Origin of the sequence: Rhodococcus sp. NPDC127593 (assembly GCF_042671975.1) — a bacterium.
Lineage (GTDB): Bacteria > Actinomycetota > Actinomycetes > Mycobacteriales > Mycobacteriaceae > Rhodococcus_F.
The window spans coordinates 25,633-52,146 of the sequence record NZ_JBHXWI010000057.1; the positions used below are offsets into that span (position 1 = coordinate 25,633).

22 protein-coding genes and 1 pseudogene are annotated in these 26,514 nt (G+C 68.6%); 11 read left to right on the forward strand and 12 right to left on the reverse strand.

Annotated elements, in window-relative coordinates:
• Positions 1-4: 4 nt before the first annotated feature.
• Positions 5-472, forward strand: a complete 468-nt coding sequence (locus ACFVJ3_RS38450) for an SRPBCC family protein (RefSeq protein ID WP_378457045.1) — start codon at positions 5-7, stop codon at positions 470-472.
• A gap of 10 nt (positions 473-482) precedes the next feature.
• On the opposite strand, the gene ACFVJ3_RS38455 is transcribed toward ACFVJ3_RS38450, so the two are convergent.
• From ACFVJ3_RS38455 to ACFVJ3_RS38475, 5 genes are all read right to left on the reverse strand, one after another.
• Entirely contained in the window at positions 483-3,662 is a 3,180-nt protein-coding gene (locus ACFVJ3_RS38455; protein ID WP_378457046.1) for a multicopper oxidase family protein, read from the reverse strand.
• 90 nt (positions 3,663-3,752) lie between these two features.
• Positions 3,753-4,946, reverse strand: coding sequence for an ABC transporter permease (locus tag ACFVJ3_RS38460; RefSeq protein ID WP_378457047.1), 1,194 nt, complete (start codon positions 4,944-4,946; stop codon positions 3,753-3,755).
• Positions 4,943-5,839, reverse strand: coding sequence for an ABC transporter ATP-binding protein (locus tag ACFVJ3_RS38465; RefSeq protein ID WP_378457048.1), 897 nt, complete (start codon positions 5,837-5,839; stop codon positions 4,943-4,945). The genes ACFVJ3_RS38460 and ACFVJ3_RS38465 overlap by 4 nt, the downstream gene beginning before the upstream one ends.
• Before the next feature lie 31 nt (positions 5,840-5,870).
• Positions 5,871-6,410 carry a hypothetical protein gene (locus ACFVJ3_RS38470; protein WP_378457049.1) on the reverse strand — a complete coding sequence of 180 codons (540 nt, stop codon included), beginning with the start codon at positions 6,408-6,410 and terminating at the stop codon, positions 5,871-5,873.
• On the reverse strand, positions 6,403-6,708 hold the full coding sequence (locus tag ACFVJ3_RS38475; protein WP_378457050.1) for a helix-turn-helix transcriptional regulator: 306 nt from the start codon (positions 6,706-6,708) through the stop codon (positions 6,403-6,405). Before ACFVJ3_RS38475 ends, ACFVJ3_RS38470 begins: the two co-directional genes overlap by 8 nt.
• A gap of 145 nt (positions 6,709-6,853) precedes the next feature.
• Between ACFVJ3_RS38475 and fdxA the strand changes: the two genes are divergently transcribed.
• Positions 6,854-7,180 carry a ferredoxin gene (gene fdxA / locus ACFVJ3_RS38480; protein WP_005244047.1) on the forward strand — a complete coding sequence of 109 codons (327 nt, stop codon included), beginning with the start codon at positions 6,854-6,856 and terminating at the stop codon, positions 7,178-7,180.
• On the opposite strand, the gene ACFVJ3_RS38485 is transcribed toward fdxA, so the two are convergent.
• A complete protein-coding gene (locus ACFVJ3_RS38485; protein WP_378457051.1) occupies positions 7,181-8,821 on the reverse strand; it encodes an ABC-F family ATP-binding cassette domain-containing protein in 1,641 nt (546 codons plus the stop codon). It abuts the gene before it with no gap.
• Positions 8,822-8,836: 15 nt separating this feature from the next.
• Positions 8,837-9,430, reverse strand: a complete 594-nt coding sequence (locus ACFVJ3_RS38490) for a class I SAM-dependent methyltransferase (RefSeq protein ID WP_378457052.1) — start codon at positions 9,428-9,430, stop codon at positions 8,837-8,839.
• Between the two features lie 138 nt (positions 9,431-9,568).
• On the opposite strand from ACFVJ3_RS38490, the gene ACFVJ3_RS38495 reads away from it, so the two are divergent.
• Positions 9,569-10,417 carry an aldo/keto reductase gene (locus ACFVJ3_RS38495; protein ID WP_378457053.1) on the forward strand — a complete coding sequence of 283 codons (849 nt, stop codon included), beginning with the start codon at positions 9,569-9,571 and terminating at the stop codon, positions 10,415-10,417.
• 58 nt (positions 10,418-10,475) lie between these two features.
• Here the strand turns inward: ACFVJ3_RS38495 and ACFVJ3_RS38500 are convergent, their stop codons facing one another.
• Positions 10,476-10,916, reverse strand: coding sequence for a cupin domain-containing protein (locus ACFVJ3_RS38500; RefSeq protein WP_378457054.1), 441 nt, complete (start codon positions 10,914-10,916; stop codon positions 10,476-10,478).
• Positions 10,917-11,068: 152 nt separating this feature from the next.
• Between ACFVJ3_RS38500 and ACFVJ3_RS38505 the strand changes: the two genes are divergently transcribed.
• Together ACFVJ3_RS38505 and ACFVJ3_RS38510 are read left to right on the forward strand one after the other, a co-directional pair.
• On the forward strand, positions 11,069-11,197 hold the full coding sequence (locus tag ACFVJ3_RS38505; RefSeq protein ID WP_009478066.1) for a hypothetical protein: 129 nt from the start codon (positions 11,069-11,071) through the stop codon (positions 11,195-11,197).
• Positions 11,198-11,201: 4 nt separating this feature from the next.
• Positions 11,202-11,573: a tail fiber domain-containing protein gene (locus ACFVJ3_RS38510; protein WP_378457055.1), complete on the forward strand. Its 372-nt coding sequence runs from the start codon at positions 11,202-11,204 to the stop codon at positions 11,571-11,573.
• Here the strand turns inward: ACFVJ3_RS38510 and ACFVJ3_RS38515 are convergent.
• Both ACFVJ3_RS38515 and ACFVJ3_RS38520 read right to left on the reverse strand, forming a co-directional pair.
• Complete coding sequence (locus ACFVJ3_RS38515) at positions 11,533-13,638, reverse strand: MMPL family transporter (protein ID WP_378457056.1); 2,106 nt, start codon at positions 13,636-13,638, stop codon at positions 11,533-11,535. The two genes, ACFVJ3_RS38510 and ACFVJ3_RS38515, sit on opposite strands and share 41 nt — an antisense overlap.
• A 56-nt stretch (positions 13,639-13,694) precedes the next feature.
• The gene (locus tag ACFVJ3_RS38520) at positions 13,695-16,979 is read right to left on the reverse strand and encodes a BTAD domain-containing putative transcriptional regulator (protein WP_378457057.1); all 3,285 of its coding nucleotides are present in this window, start codon (positions 16,977-16,979) and stop codon (positions 13,695-13,697) included.
• A 67-nt stretch (positions 16,980-17,046) separates the two neighbouring features.
• On the opposite strand from ACFVJ3_RS38520, the gene ACFVJ3_RS38525 reads away from it, so the two are divergent.
• On the forward strand, positions 17,047-17,721 hold the full coding sequence (locus ACFVJ3_RS38525; protein ID WP_378457058.1) for a hemerythrin domain-containing protein: 675 nt from the start codon (positions 17,047-17,049) through the stop codon (positions 17,719-17,721).
• Here ACFVJ3_RS38525 and ACFVJ3_RS38530 read toward each other — a convergent pair.
• Positions 17,694-19,187, reverse strand: coding sequence for a phospholipase D-like domain-containing protein (locus ACFVJ3_RS38530; protein WP_378457059.1), 1,494 nt, complete (start codon positions 19,185-19,187; stop codon positions 17,694-17,696). The two genes, ACFVJ3_RS38525 and ACFVJ3_RS38530, sit on opposite strands and share 28 nt — an antisense overlap.
• A 115-nt stretch (positions 19,188-19,302) precedes the next feature.
• Here ACFVJ3_RS38530 and ACFVJ3_RS38535 point away from each other — a divergent pair, with 115 nt between their 5' ends.
• Positions 19,303-20,403 (forward strand): lipase family protein, encoded by a 1,101-nt coding sequence (locus ACFVJ3_RS38535; protein ID WP_378457060.1) that lies wholly within the window; start codon positions 19,303-19,305, stop codon positions 20,401-20,403.
• Here the strand turns inward: ACFVJ3_RS38535 and ACFVJ3_RS38540 are convergent.
• A pseudogene (locus ACFVJ3_RS38540) lies at positions 20,396-21,506 on the reverse strand (NAD(P)-binding domain-containing protein). The gene ACFVJ3_RS38535 and the pseudogene ACFVJ3_RS38540 overlap by 8 nt on opposite strands.
• A 144-nt stretch (positions 21,507-21,650) precedes the next feature.
• Between ACFVJ3_RS38540 and ACFVJ3_RS38545 the strand changes: the two are divergent.
• The 4 genes from ACFVJ3_RS38545 (at position 21,651) to ACFVJ3_RS38560 (ending at position 26,361) form a co-directional block, all read left to right on the forward strand.
• Positions 21,651-22,382: an enoyl-CoA hydratase gene (locus tag ACFVJ3_RS38545; protein WP_037234663.1), complete on the forward strand. Its 732-nt coding sequence runs from the start codon at positions 21,651-21,653 to the stop codon at positions 22,380-22,382.
• A gap of 44 nt (positions 22,383-22,426) precedes the next feature.
• Positions 22,427-23,542, forward strand: coding sequence for an MBL fold metallo-hydrolase (locus tag ACFVJ3_RS38550; protein WP_378457061.1), 1,116 nt, complete (start codon positions 22,427-22,429; stop codon positions 23,540-23,542).
• Between the two features lie 50 nt (positions 23,543-23,592).
• Positions 23,593-26,043 (forward strand): cation-translocating P-type ATPase, encoded by a 2,451-nt coding sequence (locus tag ACFVJ3_RS38555; RefSeq protein WP_378457062.1) that lies wholly within the window; start codon positions 23,593-23,595, stop codon positions 26,041-26,043.
• Positions 26,044-26,169: 126 nt separating this feature from the next.
• Entirely contained in the window at positions 26,170-26,361 is a 192-nt protein-coding gene (locus ACFVJ3_RS38560) for an antitoxin (RefSeq protein ID WP_005244012.1), read from the forward strand.
• Positions 26,362-26,514: the final 153 nt, after the last annotated feature.

Sequence of the window (26,514 nt, forward strand, 5' to 3'; positions counted from 1 at the left end):
CTTCATGTCAGCCTCGGAGATCCGCGTGAGCCGAACGATCGATGCGCCCGTCGGCGCGGTCTGGGCGGTCATCACCGACCTGGACAACGCAGAGTCGGTGCTGAGCGGTGTGGAGAAGCTCGAGAGGCTGGACTCAACGAAATACGAAGTCGGCACGCGGTGGCGTGAGACGCGGGTGCTGTTCGGCAAGTCGTCGACCGAGGAAATGTGGGTCACGGAGATCGACCCGGAGAAGCGCACCGTGGTGAAGGCGTCGTCCCACGGCGCGGACTACACGACGGTGTTCACCCTCGAGCCTGCTGGTGACCGCACCACCCTGACCTTCCACTTCTCGGCGGAAGCAACTGGGCTCGGCGCATTTTCGAAGTTCATGATGAAAGTGTTCGGCTCCTTCGCGCTGAAGGCCACCACCAAGGCGATCCGGCGCGATCTCGACGACATCGCCGACGCCGCCGAGAAGCGGGCCGGCTGACCCACTCCGTCTACCGCCCACCGAGAGGCACGGACCCTTGCGCTGCGGGGAGCGCGGGGAGGGTGCCCAACGGCAGCGGCACCAGCGTGGTGGATTGCGGTTCGGCGCGGCCCAGCCCGAACTTGCGCACCTCGGTGCCGCCCGGCCCGGAGCCGCTGACGAGCAGGTCGGCGCCGGTGGTGGTGCTGGTGGTGGCCACCTGCACGCCCGAGCCAGGAGTGCCGCCGGTGAACGGTGCGAACGACGCGATCTGAGTGAAGACGACGTCGCCGGAGTGGTGGTTCGGGCTCTCCAGATACATGCCCGGTTCACCGTCGAGGCGTGACCCACTCGACCACACGCGAACACTGCCGTCGCCGCCCAGCATGCCGGTGACGATGCTCTTCGCTCCGCCTTCGGCGCCGGCCACCCACCCCGTCGAGAGTGAGACACCGCCGAGGTAGCTCTCGTCGAAGGCCAGGAACTCCGACGTCGTCCTCGGTCCGTCGGTGTGGCCGGCGTGCTCGTCCGCGGTGCCGTCGGCGGTCGCGGCGGCGGTCGGCTCGAACAGGTCGTAGCGGAACGTCTTCACGCGAGGCGCTTCTCCCGGCCCCGGGGCGGTGACGATGCCGGCCCGGCCCGAGGCCGCGTCGACCAAGCCCGTCGCGATGGTGACCCCGGCCTGCGACCCGGGGTAGGGGGTGAAGCTCGAGAAGACCTCGGGTGCCCCGCCCTTCCCGGTGGGCAGGGTGGACGAGAACACCTTCACCTGCGATTCGGTGCCGGGGCCCGTGCCGACGATGATGTTGTCGGCCAGCGCGTTTCCGTCGATGTCCGCACCCGCGACGTTGACGCCCCCGCGGAAGCCGCCGTCGAACGGGGCGAACCGGGTCAGCTCGGCGGTGAACGGGCCGGAGCCGACATCGTTGCCGTCGTACGCGACGACCTCCGGTGCCACGCCCGCACCGGTCCCGGCGACGAGGTCGAGGATCATGTCGCCGTTGACGTCGGCCATCGCCACCGTCGGGGTGCCCTCGAACGACGGGAACGGTGTGACCGCGGCGATCACCTTGTCGCCGTTGCCGTCGTGGACCTGCACGGTCGCGGGGGTGCCCGCCGAACCCGGCACCGCCACCGCGTACGTCGACACCTCGGGGATGACGTTGACGGTGGCCATCAGTCCGTTGTCCTCGTGGTTGAGGCGATGGCAGTGGATCACGAAAGTGCCCGTGTACTCCGTGAATTTCGTGCGCAGCGTCACCGATGCGGGCACGAGCGGGTTCTCGTTCGCGTCGGTGACGGGCGCCGGCACATTCACGTTGTCCTCACCCCACGGTTGCACCCCGGTCCGGGTGCCGGCGATCGGATCGACGATCTCCATCACCTGGAAGTCGTTGACGTGGATGTGCATCGGATGCTCGTCGTTGTTGAGGTTCGTGATCGACCATTCCTCGACCGAGTTGAGACGTGGCTGGATCAGCGGGATGTTCGGGAACGTGTTGTCGTCGAACTCGTAGGTGAAGGCCTTCGGATCGCTGTTGCTGGCCTTCTCGTTGCCGAACCCGCCCGAGACCGTGAGAGTGCGCTTCACGTCGGGGGTCATTACCGACGTGTCCACGAAAGACGTGTACGCGTCGAGGTTCTGACCGGGCTCGAACGGCGTGGTCAGCCCGTCACCGCTGTCGGGTGTGACGTGCAGGAGGGTCTGGGTGGGGAAGGTGAAGAAGCCGTCGGCGTAGCTGATGACCGACGGGTCGACGGTCACCGTGCCCAGCTCGGCCGGCGGATTGTCGGTGCCGTTGTTCGTATAGAGCACGCCGGGGTTGGTGACGGGTTTCGCCCCTTCCAGCGGTGGCATGTCGAGCACCAGATCGCCGGTGTCCGGCATCGTCACGGCGATCGCGTACCGCGACCCCGGCGGGATGACGAGCCGGGTGCCGTCACCGGCGACGGGCAGCTGCACCCGGGTGAAGGGGTTTCCGTCCTGGCCGACGACGGAGAACTTCGGGTGGTTGCCCGTCGCGGTCTCGGTGAGTCTGAGCGGCATGTACGCGAAATCGCTGATGTTCGCCAGCGACCAGATCTCCGTCTGGCCCGGCTTCAGTTTCAGCTCCGGCTGGAACTGCCCGTTGATCGTGTATTGCACATCGCGTTCGTTGTCCGGCAGCGACGGGTCGGCGGGGACATTCGTCGAATCACTGCTGAAACTCTGGAGATTGCCCGGCACGAACTGGTTCTGCCCGCGATGATTCGCCGGCGACAGCGGCCCGGAATACCAATTGGTGAAGTACTGGGAGCCCTCCGTGGTCTCCGCGAAGTTCACGGGCGCGAGGCTCGGCTCGTACGTTCCGTCGGCGAGCTGTGTCCCCTCCGGCGGCTTCAGCGTGCTCACGAACTGTGGCCAGTTCGGGTCGTTCAGCTGGTGGCCGTTGCCTTTACGGTCGAATACGAAGTTGTACTGCAGCGCCATGTCGCGGATGGGAACGTCGTTCTGCGTCACCAGGGGAAGGTTGCCGTCGGGCCTGCCGATCTCCAGCAGTCCCGCGAGCCCCGCGTACGTCTGCTGCGCGGTCATCGTGTGACGGTGGCTGTGGTACCAGTACAGGCCGTTCGGCATGTCCTTCGGCACCGCGTAGTCGTAGACGTTGCCCATCCCGGCGGGGATGTCGAGCAGCACGTTGTCGGCGTTGCCGTCCGGGCTCACGTGCAAACCGTGGGTGTGCAGGTTCAGCGGCGCCGATTCGAGGGCCGGGGGATAGATCGGGACCTCCCCGCCCGCCGGCGTGAACGCGGGGTCGTAGAAGTCCTCGATCGTGAGGTTCCGGAGATCGTTGTCGTAGTGGATGATCAGGCGCTCACCCGGATCGACGCGCAACGTCGGTGCCGGATAGAGGTCGCCGCCGGTGGTCGAACCGTCTGAACTCGTGCCCTGCATAATTTCGTAACCGAAGACCAGGAAGTTGGACACCGGTTCCGAGACGGTATCGAGGTCGACCGTGCCCTGATGGGCCGACAGTCGAACTTCGAGCACCCCGTTCTCGCTCGACAGCTTGACCGGCTCCTTGTAGGCGACCGGGGTGCCGTCGGGTCCGGCGTTGCCACCGCCCGCAGTGGTCGGCTCGTCGGACGTGCATGCCGTCAGCATCAACGTCATGGACGCGACCACGGCGACGGCGATGGCGACGATCGGCTTCCTGCGACGGACGACCATGGGTGTTCCCCGTTCCGCGACGGCAGCTGAGCAGCATCGATCGACGATTCGAAGACTACACAGGGAACTTGGTCGTGCGCTGGGAATTCTCTACCTCCCGAGCGCCTCCTTCCACGACACGACCTTGCCGATCCGCAGGATCGAGCGCTGGTAGATCTTCGCGGCCAGCACGCTGAGCGCGGCGGTCACTGCGAGCATGAGGGCGATCGTGACGACCACCTGGACCGGGGACGCCACGCCGGCGGCGATGCGCAGCGGCATCAGGATCGCCGAGAACGGCGGAATCCAGCTGAGGACGTTGCTCAGGGTGCCGTCCGGGTTGCTCACCGAGGAGAAGGCGCTGAAGAACATGATGACGATCAGCACCATCAGCGGTGACGCGGTGGCGTTGACGTCCTCCTGTCGCGACACCATCGACCCGGCCGCGGCGTAGAGGACGGCGAAGAACGCGAATCCGAGCACGAACCAGCCGAGCGTTCCGGCCAGCACCCCGATCGCCGTCCCGGTCACGGTGAGCACGCCCGTCGCGAGTCCGGCGGCGACACCCGCCACACCGTAGGCGGTCAACTGGACGAGACCGACCGCGCCGATGCCGATCACCTTGCCCCAGAGCAGCTGCAGCGGACGGAGGGTCGAGAGGAGCAGTTCCACGACGCGGCTCGACTTCTCCTCGACGACACCCATCGCCACGTACATGCCGAACATCATGATCTGCATGTACAGCAGGACGACCACGGCGATGGAGAGGGCCACGCGCTGGCCCTTCTCCGGGTCGGGCGGATCGAGTGCGTCGACGGTGACGGCCGCCCGGCCGGTCGCTTCGGCGAGTTGCGCGGCGTCCACGCCCTGTGCGGCGAGCGCGCCGGCCTGAGCCTGCTGCACCACGGCGGCGTCGATCACGGTGCGAAGCCCGGAGCCGATCTCGGATTCGGTGACGGCCGTGACGGATCCGTCGGTGCCGGGAATCAGGGCGACGTCGAGGTCGCCGTTCCCCACGTCGTCCCGCGCGGCCTGTTCGTCCGTGGTCGGGACGACGTCGACCGGCGTCCCGACCACGTCACCGGTGGCGACGAGGGCGGGCGCGAGCGACTGGTCGCCGACGAGTCCGATGGTGGGGCGTTCGTCGTCGCCGCCCGAGAACAGCGAATACGCGACGATGCCGCCCACGATGGCCAGCAGGATGATCACGTTGCTGATGACGAAGCTCTTCTTCGCCACCTGTGTCAGGAATTCGCGGCGGGCCACGAGGCCGATCGCGCGGGCAGGGCTCAGTGGGGCACTCATGCCGTGACCACCTCTCGGAACAGATCGGTCAGGGTGGGCCGGTGCAGCGAGAATTCGTGCACCGGTCCCGTCTTCAGGGCGGTGTGCAGGATCAGCTGGTCGTCCACGTGGGCGTCGAGCGACAACAGGGTCCGGCCGTCGAGGTGACTGATCGTGGTGACGCCGTCGAGGTGATGGGCCCACCCGACCGGCGCCTCCGGCGCGTGGACTTCGAGCTGGGCGTTCCCGCCGCCGCGGAGTTCGTCGACGGTGCCGACGGCACGCATCCGGCCGTGGCTGATGATGCCGACACGATGGCACAGACGCTGGACGAGTTCGAGCTGATGGCTCGAGAAGATCACCGGTACTCCGGTATTCGCCTTCTCCACGAGCACATCGCTCATGACGTCGACCGCGACGGGGTCGAGGCCGGAGAAGGGTTCGTCGAGAACCAGCACAGCGGGATCGTGGACGAGCGCAGCGGCCAGCTGGACGCGTTGCTGATTGCCGAGCGAGAGGGCGTCGACGGTGTCGCCGACACGGTCCGCGATACCGAGGCGTTCGGTCCAGCGGGCCACCGCCTCCCGCGCCGCCGAGCGGGAAATGCCGTGCAGCTCGGCGAGGTATTCGAGTTGCTTGCCCACCTTCATCTTCGGGTACAGTCCGCGTTCCTCCGGCATGTACCCGATGGTGCGCCGCACGTCCAGGTCCACCGGCTTGCCGCCGAGCCGGACCTCGCCGGAATCGGCGGACAGGACGCCCAGCGCGATGCGCATGGTGGTGGTCTTGCCGGCGCCGTTGCTACCGACGAAACCGAAGATCTCACCGGGGCGGACCTCGAAGGACAGATCGTCGAGTGCGACGACCTCGCCGTACCGTTTGGAGATGCCGTCGATCGTGAGAGTGTGAGACATGGGTCCTTCCCGTTCTGGAGGGCGGATGTTTCTACGAGGCGAGGTCGTCGGGATCGGGGTCGGGTTGTGTCCAGCCGAGGATCATGGCGGGCGTGCAGCCCCCGATCATCAGCGCGGTGACGACGAGCAGCCCGGCGGCGTACGGCAGGTTGCCGTGATCGACGTCCAGCGCGCCGACGAAGATCAGGTACAGCGCGGGAACGAGCGTCAGTAGCTGGGTGACCGTCAGCCCAATCGACCGGGCACTGTTGCGCTGCTGGATCTCCCACTCGTCGAGGGCGTCGCGCGGAGCGTCCCCCTGCCGCCCGGACACGATCTGGAGCATCGTCCACAGCGGGAAGAAAAACAGGCACGCGGGCAGCCACAGCAGCGGCCCGACGACCATGTCGAAATGGCACACGATGCCGACGGCGGTCATGAACACGAACGTCACCGCGAGGGCGACCACCAGGATTCGCCTGCGGCTGCGCGTCCGCCACCTCGGTAGCCAGGTGCGGTAACGGCTTTCGTTCTGGAGGAATCTGCGCGTCCGGAACCCCTGGTACCGCTCGATCAGAGTGGTCTCAGACATGGGAACTCTCCCCGCTTCCTGTCGTGGACGGCGGTCGGTCGGTGCGATACAGCTCGGTGGACAGGGGTCCGAACTCGGTGCGGGAGAAGATGGCCTCCACCGGCAGTTCGAACACCCACGAGATACGGAACGCCAGGTCGAGGCTCGGGTAGTGGTCGCCCCGTTCGAGCGCGCCGACGGTCTGGGGATTGACGTCGACGAGTCCCGCCAGCTGAGCCCGGCTCATCCCACGCTCGGCGCGAAGGACGCCGATGCGGTTGTAGATGGGGAGGGCGTCCCCACGCCGTACTGGGCTCATGCAACAAAGTGTTGTGAAAACCCAACAGTTTGTCAACCGCATACAACCGGCGACGGGCGCCAAAATGACAGGTTGACCCTGGGAAATTGCGTGGCAGAGTGGAGGCGATTCGCGCGGGACGGCAGGAAAGGACAGGATTACAGACGTGACCTACACCATCGCTGAGCCCTGTGTCGACGTTCTGGACAAGGCATGCATCGAAGAATGTCCTGTCGACTGCATCTACGAGGGCGGTCGGATGCTCTACATCCACCCCGACGAATGCGTCGACTGCGGCGCCTGTGAGCCGGTCTGCCCCGTCGAGGCGATCTTCTACGAGGACGACGTCCCGGACCAGTGGGTGGAGTACACCAAGGCGAACGCCGACTTCTTCGACGACCTCGGTTCCCCCGGCGGCGCGGCGAAGCTGGGGAAGGTCGACTACGACCCGCCGTTCGTCAAGGCGTTGCCGCCCATGGCCGAAGGCGACTGACTACTCCTCGGACAGCCGGCCGTCGTCCATCCGCCACCGGCGCGTGCTGCGCGTCGAATCCAGCATCCGCCGGTCGTGGGTGACGAGCAGCAGCGTGCCGTCGAAGTTCTCCATCGCCTGCTCGAGCTGTTCGATCGCGGGAAGGTCGAGGTGGTTGGTGGGCTCGTCGAGCACCAGCAGGTTGACGCCCCGCGCCTGCAACAGTGCCAGGGCGGCGCGGGTGCGTTCGCCGGGTGACAGCGAGGCCGCCGGCCGCAGCACGTGGTGGCCCTTGAGCCCGAACTTCGCGAGCAGTGTCCGCACGTCGGCGTCCGGCCAGTCCGGGACCTGCGCCGCGAATGCGTCGGCCACCTTCTCGCCGCCCTCGAACAGGCCGCGGGCCTGATCGATCTCGCCGATCGCCACACCCGAACCGAGTGAGGCGGTGCCCGCATCCAGGGCGATCTTGCCGAGCAGCACCTTCAGCAGGGTCGTCTTGCCGGACCCGTTGGCGCCGGTGACGAGGATCCGGTCACCCCAGTCGATCTGAGTGGTGACCGGACCGAACGTGAACTCGCGGTCCCCGCCCCACGCGACGGTGGCACCGTTCGCCGTCGCCACGACCGATCCGCTGCGCGGGGCGGCGGCGATCTCCATCCGCAGGTCCCACTCCTTGCGCGGCTCCTCGACCACGTCGAGCCGCTCGATCCGGCGTTGCGTCTGCCGGGCCTTCGCCGCCTGCTTCTCGGTGGACTCGGTGCGCAGACCCTTGCCGATCTTGTCGTTGTCCTTCGCCTTGCGACGCGCGTTCCGGACACCGTGCTCCATCCAGTTCCGCTGCATCTGCGCGCGGTCCTCGAGGTCCGAACGGGTCCCGGCGTACTCCTCGTACGCCTCCCGGGCATGCCTGCGGGCGATCTCCCGTTCGGCGAGGTACGAGTCGTAGCTGCCGTCGTAGACCGCGATCTGCTGCTGTACGAGGTCGAGTTCCACGATGCCGGTCACGGTGCGCGCCAGGAATTCTCGATCGTGACTCACCACCACCATGGCCGCGCGGCTCTCGGCGACGAAACGCTCGAGCTGCTCGAGCCCCACGAGGTCGAGGTCGTTGGTGGGCTCGTCGAGCAGCAGCACGTCGTACCGGGACAGCAGCAGCGACGCCAACCCGGCGCGCGCGGCCTGCCCACCGGACAGCGACGTCATGTGCGAGTCGAGCGGCACCCCCAGCCCGAGTTCGCTCACGACCTTCTCCGCGCGCTCGGCGAGGTCGGCGCCGCCCAGCGCCAGCCAGCGTTCGAGGGCGGGGGAGTAGAGATCCTCGTCCGACTCGCCGAGCGTTTCGGCGGCCGCGTTCATGGTGTGCTCGGCCTCGGTGACGCCGGTCCTGCGGCCGAGGAAGTCGAGCACCGTCTCGCCGGCGATCCGGTCGGGTTCCTGAGCGAGGTAGCCGACGGCGGCGTCGGGCGGGCTCAGCACGATGCTGCCCTCGACGTCCGCCGAGCCGACCCCGGCGAGGGCGGTCAGCAGCGTCGACTTGCCGGCACCGTTCGCTCCGACCAGGCCGGTCACGTCGCCCGGGGCGAGGGTCAGGTCGAGGCCGGCGAAGAGGGTGCGCTCACCGCGCGAAGCCGACAGTCCGCTGATGCGCAGTGTTGCAGTCACCAGGCGATTATCCACTCAGCGCTTGACGAGGCGGAACCAGCGGGGGTCGGCCTTCTTAAGCGGTCCCGGCATACCGGTCGTGTCGGCGTCGACATCCGACACCATCTTCCACTTCTCGAACGTCCGCTCCACGTCGGAGCGGGAGACCCCTCGCGGCAGCGGGCCGCGATGCCCCGGCCCGAACGCGAACATCAGCAGGGTGGCGTGCGGTTCGCTCACCGTCGTGACGTTCTCGGCGTACGCGACCCGGGCGTGGTCGCTGAGACCGTGGTAGCACCCCACATCCAGGATCAGGTGGTACCCGCGACCGACCGCGTGCTCGAGGTCGGTGGCGTCCGCGCGCATGAAACGCACGTCGACCCCCGCCTTCCGAGCCTTGGACCGCGCCTTGTCCAGCGCCAGCTGGACGGTGTCGACCCCCGTCACCTGCCACCCCCGCCGGGCCATCTCGATGGCATGGTCACCGGTGCCGCATCCGATGTCGAGGACCTCTCCCGGTGGTGCGTCGAAGGGATCGAGCAACGTCTCGATCTGGTTTCCGAACACGCGGCCCGCTTTCACCCAGGGCGTGATCTTGAACCGATAGGCCAATGTGTATCCGAGGCCCATGTCCGCCCCTTCCACCGGGCGTGTCACCACCTGAACGCCGATGCCGTCGGATTACCCGGTCGTACCGAAACGACACGCGAAAGTCCACATTCTGAGACGGCGGGAACATCTGGTCCGGGTCCCCGGTTGGACACTCTCATGGGTTTCAACAATGCACAGAGTCCTGTACCTACGGTCACGCTCAACGACGGGAACAGCATTCCTGCCCTCGGCTTCGGCGTGTGGCAGGTGCCGGACGACGAGAGTCACGCCGCGGTCACCGAGGCGCTGAAGGCCGGGTACCGCAGCATCGACACCGCCAAGATCTACGAGAACGAGACCGGAGTGGGCCGCGCGCTCGCGGACTCCGGAATTGCCCGTGACGAGCTGTTCGTCACCACCAAGCTGTGGAACGACGACCAGGGGTACGACTCCACGCTCCGCGCGTTCGACGACAGCCTGAACCGCCTCGGGCTCGACTACGTCGACCTCTACCTCATCCACTGGCCGGTGCCGTCCGCGGACCGCTACGTGGACACGTTCAAGGCCTTCCAGAAGATCAAGGCCGACGGGCGTGCGCGGTCGATCGGTGTCTCCAACTTCACCCCGGAGACCCTCGACCGTCTGATCGCCGAGACGGGCGAGGTGCCCGCGATCAACCAGGTGGAGCTGCACCCGCGGTTCAACCAGGCCGACCTGCGCGCCTTCCACACCGGTAAAGGCATCGCGACCGAGGCGTGGAGCCCGCTGGGGCAGGGCACCGTCCTCGAGGACGAGTCCATCGCGAAGATCGCTGCGGCGCACGGCAAGACGACCGCACAGGTGATCATCCGCTGGCACCTGCAGATCGGCAACGTGGTCATCCCCAAGTCGGTGACGCCGGAGCGCATCGCCGCCAACTTCGACGTCTTCGACTTCGAGCTGACCCCCGACGAGATCAACACGGTCGGGTCGCTGACCCGGGCCGACGGGCGCATCGGCCCCGACCCGGACACGCTGGGCGCGTAGCGCCCGTGCGCCTTTCTGGTTGCTGCAGCTACCAAAAAGGCGCACGGGCCCGGAGGGCCTAGAGCCGGAAGTCCGCGAAGTCGAAGCCCGGGGTGACGACGCAACTGACGAGAGTCGGTTCGTCGCCCTCGGGCTTCGCTCGCTGCCAATGTCGCGGCGGGACCAGCAGCTGTGGTTGCTGGCCCGCCGCGACGTCTGCGCCGAGGATCTGCGCGTCCGGATTTGCGGGTTCGCTTCCGTCCCCGCCGAGTTCGAGCCGCAGCGGGCTGCCCCGGTGGTACAGCCACATCTCGGCGCTGCGGACGCTGTGCCATTCCGAGTGCTGTCCGGGCATCAGGAGAAACAGAATTGCGGTACCGGCCGCCCTCGGTCCGGGGTAGTCGTCCGGCAGGCTCCCCTCCGGAATCGTGACGTCGCTGCGCCACGTCTCGCGGTACCAGCCGCCTTCGGGGTGCGGGGCGAGGTCGAGGGTTCGGGCCCATTCCGGTAATTCCGTCATGGCCGCCATTCTGCCGCCCGGCGCCGTGTCCGGGGGTGTGATTGCACCACCCCTGGGGTGTCTTATCTCGGAGGGCCGGAGCCGCGAGAGTCGTAGGTGTTCAGAAAGCGGGGGCATGAATTCCCGCACACCAGCGACGAACAGGAGACAACATGCTCGGAATCATGCTCGGACTCGGCGGAGCCGCGATCGGACTCGGAATCGGCGTCATGGCCCTCGGGGTCGGACTCCTTCTCAGTGACGCGACGATCAAGCACGATGTCGGCGAACTCCCCGACTGACTCCATGTGGGTCGACACCCGTCGGGGGCGGGTCCGGGCGCGAACAGCGGCCCGTACCCGCCACCCGCTGGCGTGGTTTCACGCGGTTCTGACCCGCAAACGCGGTGTTGCCGTCCAGACGCCGCCGGAAAGTGCCGGTGAGGTGCTCGAACGCCTCGTCGACATGCCGCTCAGCGTCTGGACCTACGGTTTCGATCACGAGTCGGTGCGGCACCTGGGCCCGATGTCACAGGATTTCGCCACCGCCTTCGGTCTCGGTTCCAACGACCGCCGCATCGCGATGGTCGACGCGAACGGGGTGTGCATGGCCAGCATCCAGGCCCTCTACCGGCGGGTCATCGCGCTCGAAGCGGAAGTGGAACGCCTGCGGCGGTAGCGTCCCCGTCCGATGCCGCGTCCCGGCGTCCGCCCGGCCGCCACCAGTTGGCGTTGCCCAGCAGATACATCGTCGCGGGCACCAGCACCATCCGCACGATCGTCGCGTCGATGAGGACCGCGGTCGCGAGGCCGACGCCCATCATCTTCACGGTCACGTCCCCGTCCAGCGCGAACCCGGCGAACACCGCGACCATGATCGCGGCCGCGCTGGTGATCACCCGGCCCGTCGACGCCAGTCCCTCGACGACGCTGCGGTGCGAGTCGCCCGTGTCGAGCCAGCGCTCACGTATCCGGGAGAGCAGGAACACCTCGTAGTCCATCGACAGTCCGAACAGGATGGTGAACATCAGAATCGGCACCCAACTCGACACGGGAAGCGCATGAGGAAGGCCGAGTAGCTGCGCGCCCCAACCCCATTGGAACACCATCACCATCACGCCGTAGGCGGCGGCCACCGACAGCAGGTTCATCACTGCCGCCTTCACCGCGACCACCGGCGCACGGAACACGAATGTGAGCAGCACGACCGACAGCGCGACGACGAATGCGATCACCAGCCACAGTCGTTCGGCGAGACGGGCGGAGATGTCGGCGAACGCCGCGGTGAGTCCGGTGACGTGGACGCCGTCGGCGGCGTCGGACCGGATCCGTCCCAGCAGTTCCGTGCTGCGGGGGTCGCTCGGGCCGGTGGTCGGTTGCACCGAGATCAGCGCGGCCGTCGAGTCGGCGTTCATCAGGACGGGCGTCACCGACGCCACCCCGGGCTCGGCTGCGAGGTCACGCGCGATGGCCGGAAGTTCGGCTGCCGGAACCTTGTTCAGGTCGACCGCCACCATCAGGGGTCCGTTCGCGCCGGGCCCGAACTCGGTGTCGATCAGGTCGTACGCCTGACGGATCGTGTTGGCGGCCGGCGCGCTGCCCGCGTCCTGCGGCCACGTCCGCATGCCCAGAACCGGCGCGGCCAGGAGCAGCAGCACCCCGAGCGCCGTCAGGGCCCACAGCCACGGGTGGCGGCTCACCCGGATCGCCCACCGTTCCGTCAGCGGCGACGTCGTGCGACGTTCGGCCCGGGCACGGGACCGCTTGCCCAGCACCCGCGTGCCCGCCAGTCCGCACAGTGCGGGCACCAGCGTGACCGAGGTGAGCATCACGATGCCGACCATCGCGAACGTGGCGTAGCCGAACGACGCGTACATCGGCAGCCCGGACAGTCGCAGTCCGAACAGGGAGACGAGGACGGTGGTCCCGGCGAAGATCACCGACGTCCCGGCTGTGGAATTGGCCGCGGCGACGGCGTCCCGCACCGACATCCCGGATCGCAGTCCCTCGGTGTACCGGGTGACGAGCAGCAGCGCGTAGTCGATCCCGACGCCGATGCCGACCATCGTGGCGATGGTCGGGGCGATCGTGCTGATGCTGGTGAACCCGGCCATGATTGTGATGAGGCCCGAGCCGATGCCCACGCCGACGAGCGCGACGGCCAGGGGCAGTCCGGCGGCCACCACGGAACCGAACGCGAACACCAGGATGATCAGCGCCAGGATCATGCCCACCGCCTCGGCGGTGCCCGACGGCTTGGAGATGTTCTCCGGGACCTGCCCGCCCAGTTCCACCTGCAGCCCCTGCGCCTGAGTGTCGGCCACCGCGGCGTCGAGGGCGTCGACTCCCTCGCTGCCGTGGAAGTCGGTGACCGGGATGCGGTAGTTGAGGCTGATCACGGCGGTGTCGGAATCCTTGGACAGGCGGGGCGGCGACACGGAACTCACACCGTTCACCTCCGCCAGCCTCGTGCCGAGATCGGTGAGAACCGCGGGGTCGAGCGGGCCTGCGTCGGAATGCACGACCACCCGGGCGTCCGCCCCCGACATCTCCGGGAATCGTTCACTCAGCAGATCCGTCCCCTGCTGCGACGGCAGACCGGGCACGTTGTAGTCGTCGTGGTTGGTACCGCCGAACGCGGACGCGGCGGCAAGCACCAGGACGAGCAGCGTCAGCCACGTGGCGATCACCCGCCACGGATGGGTGGACGCAGCCGAGCCGAGGCGCGCGAGCAGGGAACTCATGGGGAGCCTCCAGAAAAGCCGGTTGGTTCTGTCGCCTCCGACTGTGCGCCCGGCGGCTAGTGGCCCACTTGGAACTCGCTTGGGCGGGTGGTCACCGGGGTGCGCGCAGCCTTCACCCACGCCGGGCAGCCGCAGCGTTCGGCCAGTTCGAGCGCCGCCGTGTAGTGCCTGCGGGCGTCCTCGGGCCGGTCGAGGAGCATCTCGAGGTCGCCGAGGATCGTGTCGACGGGGCCGACCGCGAACGCCGCCGTGTCACCGCCACCGATCTGGCCGCTGTACGGGCTCAGCTCCGCGTGCACCGCGGCCGCCTCGCCCCGTTCACCCAGCCCGGCGACGACGATGCCGCGCAGCGACATCATCAGGGAGTGGAAGAAGTCGCGGCGGACCGGGCGGAGGTGACGCCGGACCTCACGTGCCCGGTCCGGTTTGCCGTTGGCGAGTAGCGCGAGGGCGTGCAGATCGACGATCACGTCCATCGCGGCACTGTCGACGGTCTCGATCACCGCCTCGAGTTCGCCGGCGCGTCCCTCGGTGAGCCGGAGCGTGAACAGCGCGAGGGCGAAGACACTGTCGGCGTCGAGACCCGCCCGGGTCATCAACTCGTGGCCGCGCGCGTAGTGTCCTTCCGCCGTGGCCAGATCGCCGGTGAGGTGTGCGACCATCGCGCGGCTCATCTCCCGGGTCGCCTGTGCCTGCTGGAACTGATACCGGTCCGCCAGCTCCGACTGGATGCCCATGTGATGCTCGATCGCCGGGATGTCACCGTTGCCGGACGCGATCTCGGCGAGCAGGTGGTGGCCCAGCATGGTGAACACGGGAAGCTGCGTCCGGTCACCGATCCGGAGCAACTCGTCACCGATGACGTTGTCGCCGAGCGTGCTGGTCGGGGATCCGGTGCCTGCGTGGACGGCGCAGAGGACCAGCCCGAGCAGCACCGGGTCGTCCAGGTCGCGGGCGAGAGCCTCGGCCTCCCGGACCGCGGAACCGGTGCGCTCGTGGTCCTCCGCCCCGATCTCGTGGACGAGTGTCACCAGCAGCCGGCACCGCACCACACGTTCCAGTTCCTCGTCCCGCAACAATGCCTCGATCTGATCGACGACGGCCGTGTCCACTTCGCCGTATCGCCGATTGATCCACGGCGTCGGGGTGTCGACGAACGCCAGCGCGCGGATCGCCAGGTCGGTGCGGCCCGCGTCCCGGGCGAGCGCGAGAGCCCGCTTCCGCGAGCGGGACCCCGCCAGTCCGCTGCCGGCGGCGAGTTGCGTGCGACTCAGCTCGGTGAGGAGTTCGACGCGCTCGTCCACGGACGCCGCTGTATCCGGCGGCAACTGGTCGGCCGCTCGAAGGGCGTTGTCGAGGAAGCCGATCTCCGCGTCGTGGGCGTAGCGGTCGGCGGCCTGCGTCGCGGCCGCGACATTGTGGTCGAGGGCCTGCCGCGCGGTGGTCGCCGTCAGTGCTTCGGTGAAATGGTGGGCGAGAGCCGCGACATCGTGCGGCCGCAATTCCTCGAGTGCCGTCCCGACCCGGGCGTGCCAGCGGCTCCTGCGCAGCCGGGTGAGGTCGGAGTAGAGGGTGTCGCGGACGAGGGCGTGCGTGAACCGGACGGTCCCGGCGCGCGGCTCGCCGAGAAGTCCGGCGATCACGCCCGATTCGAGTGCGTCGAACACGGCGTCCTCGTCGACCTCGGCGGCACGGGTGAGGACGTCGATGTCGGATTCGCGGCCCACGACCGCGGCCAGCCGCAGGACGGACACGGTGAGTTCGGGGAGACGGGCGATCCGCCGGCGCAGGACGTCCCGGACTCCCTCGGGCACCTCCGACGTCGCGACCAGTTCGCCCTCACTGGCCAGCAGCCGGGCGCTCTCCTGCAGGTAGAACGGGTTTCCGCCGGTCCGGTCGGCGAGTGCGCGGAGGGTGTCGGGATCGGGGTCGCGATCCGCCACGTGCCGGATCAGCTCCGCCGAATCCTCGGGTCCGAGTCCGCCCAGGCGGATGCGTGTCGGTTGCAGCGACGCGAGATCGGCGAAGCAGTTCTCCAGGCTCGGGTCCACCTCGTCCGGGCGGAACGCGAGGAGCAGCAGGATCGGCGACCGCTGCTGCGCGAGCCGCACGAGGATCGACAGGGTGTCCTCGTCGGCGCGGTGGACGTCGTCGAGGACGACGGCGAGAGGGCCGTGATCGCGGACGGTCCCGATGTAGTCGGCGACGGCACGGTGCAGCAGGAACCGTCCGCTCGGATCGCCCGGCCGCGCCGCGTCCGAACGGTCGTCGGAGAGCAGGGGCGCCAGCGCGTCCGTCTCGGTGCCGGGGTCGACCGTCTCGCGCAGTGCGCGGAGGATCTCCACCCACGCCCAGGCGGGTGGGGCGCCGTCCACTTCGGGGCAGCGACCCACCGCCACCTGCCATCCGGCCGCGTGCAGTGTTCGACGGAACCGGCGCAGCAGGGACGACTTCCCGGATCCGGCGTCGCCCCCGAGGAGGACCACGGGGGTGCCGGGGTCCGTCATCAGGTCGGTCAGGGTCGCCAATTCCTCGCTGCGGCCGAGGAACCAGGCTTCCGGCGTGGTGTCGATGGGCCCGGCGGCGGGGGCGGGTGCGGGTGGAGACGGGACGGTGCCGGTGAGGATCTGGCGTTCGAGTTCCGTCAGGGCGGGACCGGGGTCGAGGCCGAGTTCGTTCGCCAGCCGGCCGCGGGCCTCGCGCAACGCGGCCAGGGCGTCCGCCTGTCTCCCACTGCGGTGCAAGGCCAGAGCGAGCAACCGCCATCCCTCTTCCCGGAGCGGGTGTTCCCGGGTCAGGGCCTGGGCGTCGAGCACGGCGCCGGCCGCGTCGCCGCTCGCGACGGCAGCTGCCACCAGCCGTTCGCGGGCGACCACCCGCAGTTCCTCGAGCCGGGCGATCTCGGCGAGAGCCCAGTGCTCACCGGCCACCTCGGCGAATGCCGGCCCCCGCCACAGGCTCAGCGCGTGCTCGAGATCGGTTCGCCCGGTGTCGGCGGCCGACCGGATGAGGCTCTCGAACTCCCACGCGTCGACACCGGTCGGGGGCAGGGTGAGCGCGTAACCGGGGGCCCGGCTCACCAGGACGGTGGAGTCCGCCCGGGGCGCGCGGTGCGGCTCCAGCGCCCGGCGCAGATTCGAAATGTATGCCTGAAGTGCACCGACCGCTCGCGGTGGGGGAGCGCCGTGCCAGAGGTCGTCGATGAGCCGATCCACCGGCACCACCTCGCCGCGCGCGACGAGTAGCAGCGCGAGCACGGCACGCTGGCGGGGGCCGCCGAGGTCCATCGTCCCCGATTCGTCCTCCGCCTCGAGCGTCCCGAGTACTCGAATACGCACCATCGTGCAGCAAGCGTAAGCACTGGTGGCCTCCAAGTGCTCTCCAAGACGCCGAACCGACCCTGATTGCATGACCACGTCAACTGCCCACACAGCCCGCCCCGACACCCGCGAGATGGTGGTGGTCCACAACTGCTTCCGCCGCCAGTTCGCCGCACTGCCCGCGCTCGTCCGGGGTGTTCCCGCCGGAGACACAGCCCGCGGCGGGGAGGTGGTGACGTACTTCGAGGAGCTCGCCACCGCCCTCCACCACCATCACACGAGTGAGGACGACCTGCTGTGGCCGAAGCTGCTCGACCGCGCGCCCACCGACGCGGCGCTGGTGCTGCGGATGGAGGAACAGCACGAACGCCTCTCCGAACTGCTGTCGCGGGCACAGTCGCAGGGCGCCGCGTTCACTGCGGATGCGGTGGACGGCGAACCGCTGGCGAAGACGCTGACCGCCCTGTCCGCCGCGCTCGACGAGCACCTCGGCGAGGAGGAGCAGCGCATCCTCCCGATGGCGGAGCGGTTCATGACGCTCGCCGAGTGGCAGGAGATGGGCGACCGCGGCCGCGCGTCCATCCCCAAGGACCGGCTGCTGGTGTTCCTCGGCTTCATCCTCCAGGGGGCGACACCCGAGGAGCGCCGAATGTTCCTGTCGGAGATGCCCTTCGCGGCCAGGATGGCGTGGTCGATCCTGGGGCGCCGGGCCTTCCGCAAGGACTACCAGCGCATCTACGGCACCGAACCGGCCGCCTTCTGACGCCGGATCACCCTGCGCCGCAGCCGGCTCCGGCTGGTGCGCTCCCAGAGGCTCGGCGGTGTGCGTTCGGGATCCATCAGTTCGTTCTCGGCCAGCGGGCTGTCCTCGTCCTCGACCGTCTCCGGCTCGAATTTCTCGAGCGTCCGGCCGCCGCCGCGCAGTGCCTCCACGGTGCCCAGGAACGACGACGTCTCGGCCAGCGTGTCCTCGAACAGCCCGGCCGGAACACCGAGGTGCTCGCAGACGAGCTGACGGCGAATGCCGAGAATGGTCTGCCGCAGCTCCTCTCCGTTCGCCGTGTCAGCGGTGACCTCGACCGCCAGATCACACTCGGAGTCGAACCCCATCGACCGGTTGTTGAGGTTCGACGAACCCACGCGCAGGAGACGGTCGTCCATCACCAGCACCTTGGCGTGGACGTAGATCGGCTCACCGCCCGCCGTGACGGGGTAGTAGACGCCCAGCCGGTTCCCGGTATCGGCCTGCCAGAGCAGGTGCAGCAACCGGCGGCGGGCGCCGTCCATGGCCTTCTGCTCGAGCCAGCCGTCTGCGTTGCGCGGCAGCACCAGCACGATCTCCGGTCCGTCCGGTTCGCGTAGTCGCTCGGCGATCGCCTCGGCGAGGGTGCGGGAGGCCAGGTACTGACTCTCGATGTACAGCGACCGCTCGGCGCCGGCGATCGCAGCCAGATACAGGGCCTCGATCTCCCGGACCTCCTCCCGATCGGACAGTTCCGGCAGCGTGCGTGCGATGCCCACGTCGACGGAGCGCATCGCCGGCTTCAGACCCTCCGGCCAGGGCGACCTTCCCGCGACCTCGTCGATCGGCGCCAACTCCTGCCCCGTGGCCGCCTTCCACCGGGTGCGGGCGAGCTCGCCGATGGCCTTCGCCGCGTCCCCGTCGACGGCGGTCGTCGCGTCGTGCCACGGTCCGTACCGCTTGCCGTTCGGCTGCGTGCGGTAATGGTTGCGGTCCCGATGTTCCGGGGTGTCCCACCGGTCCACGGTCATGTCGATGCCGCCGCAGAACGCGAGCGCGTCGTCGATGACGACGATCTTCTGGTGGTGCGCCGAGCCGATCGGGTGGGCGGCGTCGAGTTCGAAGTGCAGGCGGCGGTCGGTCACCCAGTTGACCACGAAGATCGGCGTCATGCCGCGACCGATCGCGGTGAAGGCCCCGATGTTCCATTTCAGCAGGTAGATGTCGAGATCCGGGCGTTCCCGCGTCAGCCAGGCCAGGAACCGGCCGAGCTGGTTCGGTCCGTCGAGCGTCTTCTCGTCCGGTTCGAACTTGATCCTCGTGTCGAAGTCCCAGCCGATGAGGATGATGCGCCTGCGTGCCTGCAGCATCGCGGACTTGGCATGGCGGAAGTAGTCCGCCGCGTCGACGATGCACGCGAGACGGTCGGCGTGGGCAACCTGCCAGCACGTGTCGCCGGGAGCCAGGATCGTGCCGTCGTCGCTCATGTCTTTGCTGCTCTCCCCGTCGCGTTCGTCCGCCCTTCCCTCCGGGTGGACGATTTACAGTACTGCGCCATCCCCACGCAGCTACCGTTGAGAGGTGCGGAGGTGGTGGCGCATCGTGGCGTTGCTCGCACTGGTCAGCGTGCTGTGGGCACCAACTGTCGGTGCGGATCCGCTGCGTGCCGGATCGAGCCCCGGCACGGTCGTCGCCTCGTCCGAATTGCCGGCGGAGCTCTGGCTCCGCGGAACCGGCAGTGCCTATCGGATGACGTACCTGACCACCGACCGGCACGGCATCACCCCGTGCACCGGAATGGTGTTCGTGCCGCCCGGTACACCGCCCGCCGGGGGATGGCCCGTCATCGCGTGGGCACACGGAACGGTCGGAGACTCCGACGCCGACGCACCCTCCGTGACCGGGGTCGACACGGAATCCTCGGATTACGTGAGCAGCTGGCTGCAACTCGGTTACGCCGTGGCCGCCACCGACTACGTGGGCCTGGGCACCCCCGGGGTGCCGCCCTACCTCGACGGAAAGGTCGCCGGACGCAGCGTGATCGACTCCGTGCGCGCGGCGAGGGAGATCGTCGCCGACCTCTCCGCCACGTGGATGGCGGTCGGACTGTCCCAGGGCGGGCAAGCCGCGGTGTTCGCCGCACACGCCGCCACCACGTACGCGCCGGAACTCGACTACCGCGGGGCAGTCGCGAACGGGGTGCCGTCGAACATCGAGAGGGTGGCGAACTGGAGCGGTCCCTCGTTTCCGCCGCAAGGCCTCGCCGGCCTCACCGTGTACATGTCGTACCTGATCGCCGGGGTCCGTGACGCGTACCCGCAACTGGACATCGACAGCTACCTGACCCCGGTCGGGAAGCAGTTCGTGGACGCCGCCCCCGAGGTGCCGTTCCGGCAGTTCGCGGCCATGACCCGGAACGTGTCGGTGGCGCAGATGCTGGCGCGGGCACTCGACGTCCCGGCGCTGCAGGACGCGTTGCGCGAATACCTCGAGGTCCCGGTCGCGGGTTACGACCGTCCGCTGCTGCTCGTGCAGGGGGTCACCGACGCGTCGGTACCGATCCCGCTGACGGAGAAGCTCGTCTCCGAGATGCATGGTGCAGGAACGAATCTCGACTATCGGGTGTACTCGGGTGGTCACTTCGGCAGCATGTACCAGGCCGGTCCCGACCAGGCATCGTTCATCGCGTCGCTGATCAGGTAGGCCGCCCTGATCCGGCCGGCAGGCCGAGGTGCCGGGTGAGCTCGCGGGCCGCGGCCTGCCCGGCACGGTTCGCGCCGATCGTCGACGACGACGGGCCGTAGCCCACGAGGTGAATCCGCGGATCCGACGCCACCCGGGTGGCGAGGCGTCCCGTCATCGTGATCCCGCCGCCCGGCCCGCGGAGCCGCAGCGGCGCGAGGTGATCGAGTGAACTGCGAAAACCGGTGCACCACAGAATCACATCGACCTTCAGTTCGCGGCCGTCGGGCCAGCGGACGCCGTCCGCGGTGATCTCGCTGAACATCGGTTGCCGCGCCAGCACCCCGCGTTCGCGGGCGGCGCGGATCGCAGGCGTCACGGGCAGTCCGGTCACCGACACCACCGAGCCCGGCGGCAGTCCGCGACGGACCCGGTCCTCGACGAGAGCGACGGCGGCGCGGCCGATCTCGGGCGTGAACGGCTCGTCCCGGAACTCCGGTGGGCGGCGCGTCACCCACGTCGTGGTCGTGACGCGGGAGATCTCGTCCAGCAACTGCACCGCCGAGATGCCGCCGCCGACGACGAGCACGTGCTGTCCCGCGAAGTCCTGCGCCGAGGTGTAGTCCTTGGTGTGGACCTGGCGGCCGGTGAACGACTCGGCGCCGGGGTACCGGGGAATGAAGGGGCGTTCCCACGTTCCCGTCGCGTTGATCAGACCGCGGGCCGACACGACGCCGTCGTCGGTCTCGATCCGCAGCCGATCGCCGCGGGCACACACCACCCGCGTGTGCACGGGACGGTGCACCGGCAGTTCGAACTGTTTCTCGTACGTCGCGAAGTACTGGGGAACGGCGCTCGCGGCGTGCACCAGCGCGGCCTCCGGGTCGTTCGGGTCCACGCCGATCGTGTCGGCGAAGCCGAGCCCGGGAAGGTCGTGGACACCGTTCACGGTGCTCAGTGTCAGTGACGGCCACCGGAACTGCCACGCGCCGCCGGGCCCCGGGGGCGTGATCGAGCACCACGAAACCGGACTCCGGTTCCACCCCGAACCTGCGCAGATAGTAGGCGGCAGACAGCCCCGCCTGCCCCGCGCCGATCACGGCCACGTCCACATCACTGTCCATGTCGGTCCTCACCTCCACCCTCACAACTACCGGAGAGCCTCGTGTGTTCCGGTCGATTCGGCTGTGGTTGGCTGACAAGTGTCCAGTCGGGTGGGCAGGGGAGAATTCGTCAGTGGACAGCAATCACGAAGAAAGCGAGTGGACATGATCGGGACGAGTCGTGACGGCGACGTCTTCACCCTCGAACTGCAACGCCCCGACCGTCGCAATGCGTTGAACACCGAGATCTGCGAACTCCTGCGGGAGGAAACGGAGAAGTCCGTCACCGACGGCGCGCGGGTGATCGTTCTCACAGGGCAGGGCAGCGCGTTCTGCGCGGGCGCCGACCTGTCGGGCGACGTGTACGCCGACGGATTCACGGACACCCTGCTCGAGATGCTGCACACCATCGACTCGGTGCCCGTCCCCGTCATCGCCGCGATCAACGGCCCCGCGATCGGCGCGGGCAGTCAGCTGGCGCTCGCCGCGGACCTGCGTGTGGTCGCTCCCGAGGCGCGCTTCGCCATCCCGGCCGCCAAGCTCGGGATCTCCGTGGACCGGTGGACGGTGCACCGTCTGGCTGCCCTGATCGGCGGCGGACCGGCACGAACGATCCTGCTCGGCGCGGAAGAGGTCGGTGCCGACGAGGCGCTCGCGCACGGCCTCGCCAACAAGCGCGGCGACCTCGCCGTCGCACAGCAGTGGGCACACTCGATCGCGCGCCTGGCGCCGCTGTCACTGCAACACCTCAAGATGGTGCTCAACGACGACGGCACCCAGAGCCCGCCGCCGCCCGAGCAGCTCGCGGCGTTGCATGCGGCGTGGAAGAGCTACGACGCGCAGGAAGCGCGCACGGCACGCGCCGAGAAGCGTCCGCCGGTGTTCCGGGGTCAGTAGCCGCTCGGCGCACCTTTCCCGCACGCGTGGTTACAGTTGTCGGGGTGAAAGCGAAGAACGCTGTGACGACTGTTCTGGCCACCGCCGCCCTCGGGTGGCTGACGCGGGCTGCGTGGGGGATTCCGTCCCAGATCGGCGCGTCGCGTGCCAAGGTGCGCCCGTATGCCGCGACGTCGCCGCGGTACCGCGACCAGCAGTTCCACAACACCGATCCGGGCAGCACGATGATGCCCGGATCGGAGACCGGGATCGTCAAGGCACTGATCACGCGGGGCAAGGCGGGGCGTCCGCGCAGGCCGATCCCGCTGGCCACGCCCCTCGCCCCCGTCGAGGCCGCCGACGTCGCCGTCACCTGGTACGGCCATTCGAGCGTGCTCGTCGAGGTCGACGGATACCGGGTGCTGGCCGACCCGGTGTGGAGTCATCGGGTGTCGCCGTCCGCGATTCTCGGTCCGTCCCGCATGCACCCGACCCCGGTGCCGCTGGCCGACCTACCCGTTCTGGATGCCATCGTCATCTCGCACGATCACTACGACCACCTCGACATGGCCACCGTGCAGCAACTCGCCGCCACCCAGAAGGCGCCGTTCGTCGTTCCGGTCGGGCTCGGTGCGCACCTGCGTCAGTGGCGGGTGCCGGAGGAACGGATCGTGGAACTCGACTGGGACGAGTCGACCACGCTCGGCGAACTCACGCTCACGTGCACCGAGGCCCGGCACTTCTCGGGCCGCGGGTTGGTCCGGAACACGACCCAGTGGGCGTCGTGGGTGCTCGCCGGACCGAACCGGAAGGTGTTCTTCGGCGGCGACAGCGGGTACACGCCGCGGTTCTCCGACCTGGGCCGCCGGTACGGTCCGTTCGACCTCACGCTCCTGCCCGTCGGCGCCTACGACACGCGGTGGGCCGACATCCACATGAACCCGGAGGAGGCGGTGCAGACCCACGCCGACCTCAACGCCGGCGACGCCGGCCGCGGACTGCTGGTGCCGGTGCACTGGGCCACGTTCAATCTCGCGTTCCACTCGTGGTCCGAGCCCATCGTCCGGTTGCTCGCCGCGGCGCAGGAAAAGGGCACCCCGGTGGCCGTGCCGATGCCCGGACAGCGCGTCGACGCGTTGAAGCCGACGGCCCAGACACCGTGGTGGTCCGCACTCGGCTGAGTCCGGCGCGCATCCCCTCGGAGCGAAGTATCGTTGCGTAGCCTTTGACCATGGCATACGACGAAACGGGCACCGACAGCGTTGCAGTCGTCGCAGTGGAGGGGCTGACCGCCGCCCAGGTGGCGGAGCGGGTGGCGGCCGGCAAGACCAACGACGTTCCCGATCGGGCCAGCCGATCGGTGCGCGACATCGTGCGCGCCAACGTGTTCACCCGGATCAACGCGATTCTCGGTGTGCTCCTGATCATCGTGCTGGCCACCGGTTCGATCATCGACGGCATGTTCGGCCTGCTGATCATCGCCAACAGCGGGATCGGCATCATCCAGGAAGTGCGGGCCAAGCGGACTCTCGACAAGCTGGCGATCGTCAGCCAGACCAAACCGGTGGTCCGCCGCGACGGTGCCGCCGTCGCGATGGCACCCCGGGAGGTCGTGCTCGACGACATCATCGAGCTCGGCGCCGGCGACCAGATCGTCGTCGACGGTGTCGTGGTGGAGGCGATGTCCCTCGACATCGACGAGTCGCTCCTCACCGGTGAGGCCGACCCCGTGCACAAGGACGTCGGCCGGCAGGTGCTGTCGGGAAGTTTCGTCGCGTCCGGCAGCGGCTGTTACCGCGCCACGAAGGTCGGAAGTGACGCGTACGCCGCCAAACTCGCGGACGAGGCCAGCAAGTTCACGCTCGTGCACTCCGAGTTGCGCAGCGGCATCGACAAGATCCTGAAATTCATCACGTATCTGATGATTCCGGCGGGTCTGCTGATCATCTACAACCAGTTGTTCTCGAGCGGCGAGTCGATCCGGCCGGCGCTGAACGGGATGGTGGCCGCGCTGGTCCCGATGGTGCCCGAGGGACTGGTGCTGATGACGTCGATCGCGTTCGCGGTCGGGGTGGTCCGGCTCGGTCAGCGGCAGTGCCTCGTGCAGGAACTGCCCGCCATCGAAGGTCTCGCGCGCGTCGACGTGGTGTGTGCCGACAAGACCGGAACGCTCACGGAGAACGGCATGCGGCTGTCCGAACTGCGCTGTGCCGACACCGCCGACACCGGACCGTCGCGTGCGGCACTCGCCGCGATGGCGGCGTCCGACCCGCGGCCGAACGCCAGCGTCCTCGCGATCAAGGAGGCGTTTCCCGACGATCCCGGGTGGGGTGACGCCACCGCGGAAGCGCCGTTCTCGTCGGCGAAGAAGTGGAGCGGTCAGTCGTACGGCGCCCACGGCAACTGGGTTCTCGGTGCGCCGGACGTCCTGCTCGATCCCGGCAGCGACATGGCCCGGCAGGCCGAGGAAGTGGGGTCCTCGGGACTGCGGGTGCTCCTGCTCGGCAGTTGCGACGTCCCGGTCGACCACCCCGCGGCGCCGGGTGCGATCACACCGCGGGCGTTGGTGATCCTGGAGCAGCGGGTGCGTCCCGACGCCCGCGACACCCTCGAGTACTTCGCGAGCCAGAACGTCACGGTGAAGGTCATCTCCGGGGACAACGCCGTGTCGGTCGGTGCGGTGGCCGGATCGCTCGGACTGCCCGGCGGCGACCGTCCCGTCGACGCCCGCGAACTGCCGGCCGACCGCGACGCTCTCGCCGAGACCCTGGAGACGTCCACCACGTTCGGCCGTGTGCGCCCCGACCAGAAGCGGGAGATGGTGGGGGCCCTGCAGTCTCGCGGTCACACCGTCGCGATGACGGGCGACGGCGTGAACGACGTGCTGGCCCTCAAGGACGCCGACATCGGGGTGTCGATGGGCTCGGGCAGCCCCGCCACCCGCGCGGTGGCGCAGATCGTGTTGCTGGACAACAAGTTCGCGACCCTGCCCTACGTGGTGGGTGAGGGCCGCCGGGTGATCGGCAACATCGAACGCGTCTCGAACCTGTTCCTCACCAAGACCGTGTACTCGGTGTTGCTGGCGTTCCTCATCGGCATCACCGGTGTGCTGTCGCAGATCTTCCACTTCGAGCCCGTGCCGTACCCGTTCCTGCCCCGGCACGTGACGATCGCCGCCTGGTTCACCATCGGCATTCCCGCATTCATCCTGTCGCTGGCCCCGAACAACGAGCGGGCGCGCTCCGGGTTCGTGCCGCGCGTGATGCGTCTCGCCGTGCCGTCGGGTGTGATCATCGGTGTCACGACGTTCATTTCGTATCTCCTCGTCTACGCGGGCCCGGATCAGACGGAGACACAGAAGATCCAGGCGGGCACGTCGGCACTGATCACGCTGATCATGATCGCGCTGTGGGTGCTGGCCGTGGTCGCGCGGCCGTACGTGTGGTGGAAGCTGGTGCTGATCTTCGGATCCGTGGCGGGATATCTCATCCTGTTCGCGTTGCCGTTCACGCGGGAGTTCTTCAAACTCGATCCGACGAACGTCGGTGCCACCACCTCCGCGCTCGTGTGCGGGCTCGTGGGAGTGGTTCTCGTCGAGATCGGTTGGTGGGTGACGGGCCTGTTGCACGGTGAGCATCGCCGCCTGTTCGCGGCGCCGGAAGATCTGCCGGGCGTGCACTGAAGCGATTACCGCTCGCGACGATTCGAACGGTTGGCGTCGCAGAGTCAATGCTGTGAGACTGGGTGCACGGCGAGTGATCGAACTCGCTCGGAAAGTGCGTGCGCATGCACCGGAGGAGGAAGAACGATGAGTTTCGTCGACACACTGAAGGGCCTGCTGGGCAAGGGGAGGGAAGCCGCTTCGCAGAACGCGGACAAGGTTCACGGCGCCATCGACAAGGCTGCCGACGTTGCGGACAGTAAGACCGGCGGCAAGTACAGCGACAAGATCGACAAGGCCGCCGACGCGGCGAAGAAGGCTGTTCCTCCGAAGGAGTGAACTCTTCTCGCACAGACGCGGGGGGGGGCCGGGGTCGGGTGCGGGGGGCCGCCGCGCGAGAGGTGGTGGCACGCGCCCCCCGGGCGGGGGCGGGAGGTAGTGTGTGGTGGTCCGGGGGAGAAGTGCGGCAGGCGTAATAGGGCGGCGAGTGGT

Coding starts and splice junctions, on each gene's coding strand:
- ACFVJ3_RS38495 (WP_378457053.1), top strand. CDS start 9,569: ATGGGTTTCAACAATGCACAGAGTCCTGTACCTACGGTCACGCTCAAC.
- ACFVJ3_RS38450 (WP_378457045.1), top strand. CDS start 5: ATGTCAGCCTCGGAGATCCGCGTGAGCCGAACGATCGATGCGCCCGTC.
- ACFVJ3_RS38555 (WP_378457062.1), top strand. CDS start 23,593: ATGGCATACGACGAAACGGGCACCGACAGCGTTGCAGTCGTCGCAGTG.
- ACFVJ3_RS38530 (WP_378457059.1), bottom strand. CDS start 19,187: ATGAGCGACGACGGCACGATCCTGGCTCCCGGCGACACGTGCTGGCAG.
- ACFVJ3_RS38460 (WP_378457047.1), bottom strand. CDS start 4,946: ATGAGTGCCCCACTGAGCCCTGCCCGCGCGATCGGCCTCGTGGCCCGC.
- ACFVJ3_RS38490 (WP_378457052.1), bottom strand. CDS start 9,430: ATGGGCCTCGGATACACATTGGCCTATCGGTTCAAGATCACGCCCTGG.
- ACFVJ3_RS38560 (WP_005244012.1), top strand. CDS start 26,170: ATGAGTTTCGTCGACACACTGAAGGGCCTGCTGGGCAAGGGGAGGGAA.
- ACFVJ3_RS38500 (WP_378457054.1), bottom strand. CDS start 10,916: ATGACGGAATTACCGGAATGGGCCCGAACCCTCGACCTCGCCCCGCAC.
- ACFVJ3_RS38455 (WP_378457046.1), bottom strand. CDS start 3,662: ATGGTCGTCCGTCGCAGGAAGCCGATCGTCGCCATCGCCGTCGCCGTG.
- ACFVJ3_RS38525 (WP_378457058.1), top strand. CDS start 17,047: ATGACCACGTCAACTGCCCACACAGCCCGCCCCGACACCCGCGAGATG.
- ACFVJ3_RS38465 (WP_378457048.1), bottom strand. CDS start 5,839: ATGTCTCACACTCTCACGATCGACGGCATCTCCAAACGGTACGGCGAG.
- ACFVJ3_RS38475 (WP_378457050.1), bottom strand. CDS start 6,708: ATGAGCCCAGTACGGCGTGGGGACGCCCTCCCCATCTACAACCGCATC.
- ACFVJ3_RS38545 (WP_037234663.1), top strand. CDS start 21,651: ATGATCGGGACGAGTCGTGACGGCGACGTCTTCACCCTCGAACTGCAA.
- ACFVJ3_RS38520 (WP_378457057.1), bottom strand. CDS start 16,979: ATGGTGCGTATTCGAGTACTCGGGACGCTCGAGGCGGAGGACGAATCG.
- ACFVJ3_RS38505 (WP_009478066.1), top strand. CDS start 11,069: ATGCTCGGAATCATGCTCGGACTCGGCGGAGCCGCGATCGGACTCGGA.
- ACFVJ3_RS38515 (WP_378457056.1), bottom strand. CDS start 13,638: ATGAGTTCCCTGCTCGCGCGCCTCGGCTCGGCTGCGTCCACCCATCCG.
- ACFVJ3_RS38470 (WP_378457049.1), bottom strand. CDS start 6,410: ATGTCTGAGACCACTCTGATCGAGCGGTACCAGGGGTTCCGGACGCGC.
- ACFVJ3_RS38510 (WP_378457055.1), top strand. CDS start 11,202: ATGTGGGTCGACACCCGTCGGGGGCGGGTCCGGGCGCGAACAGCGGCC.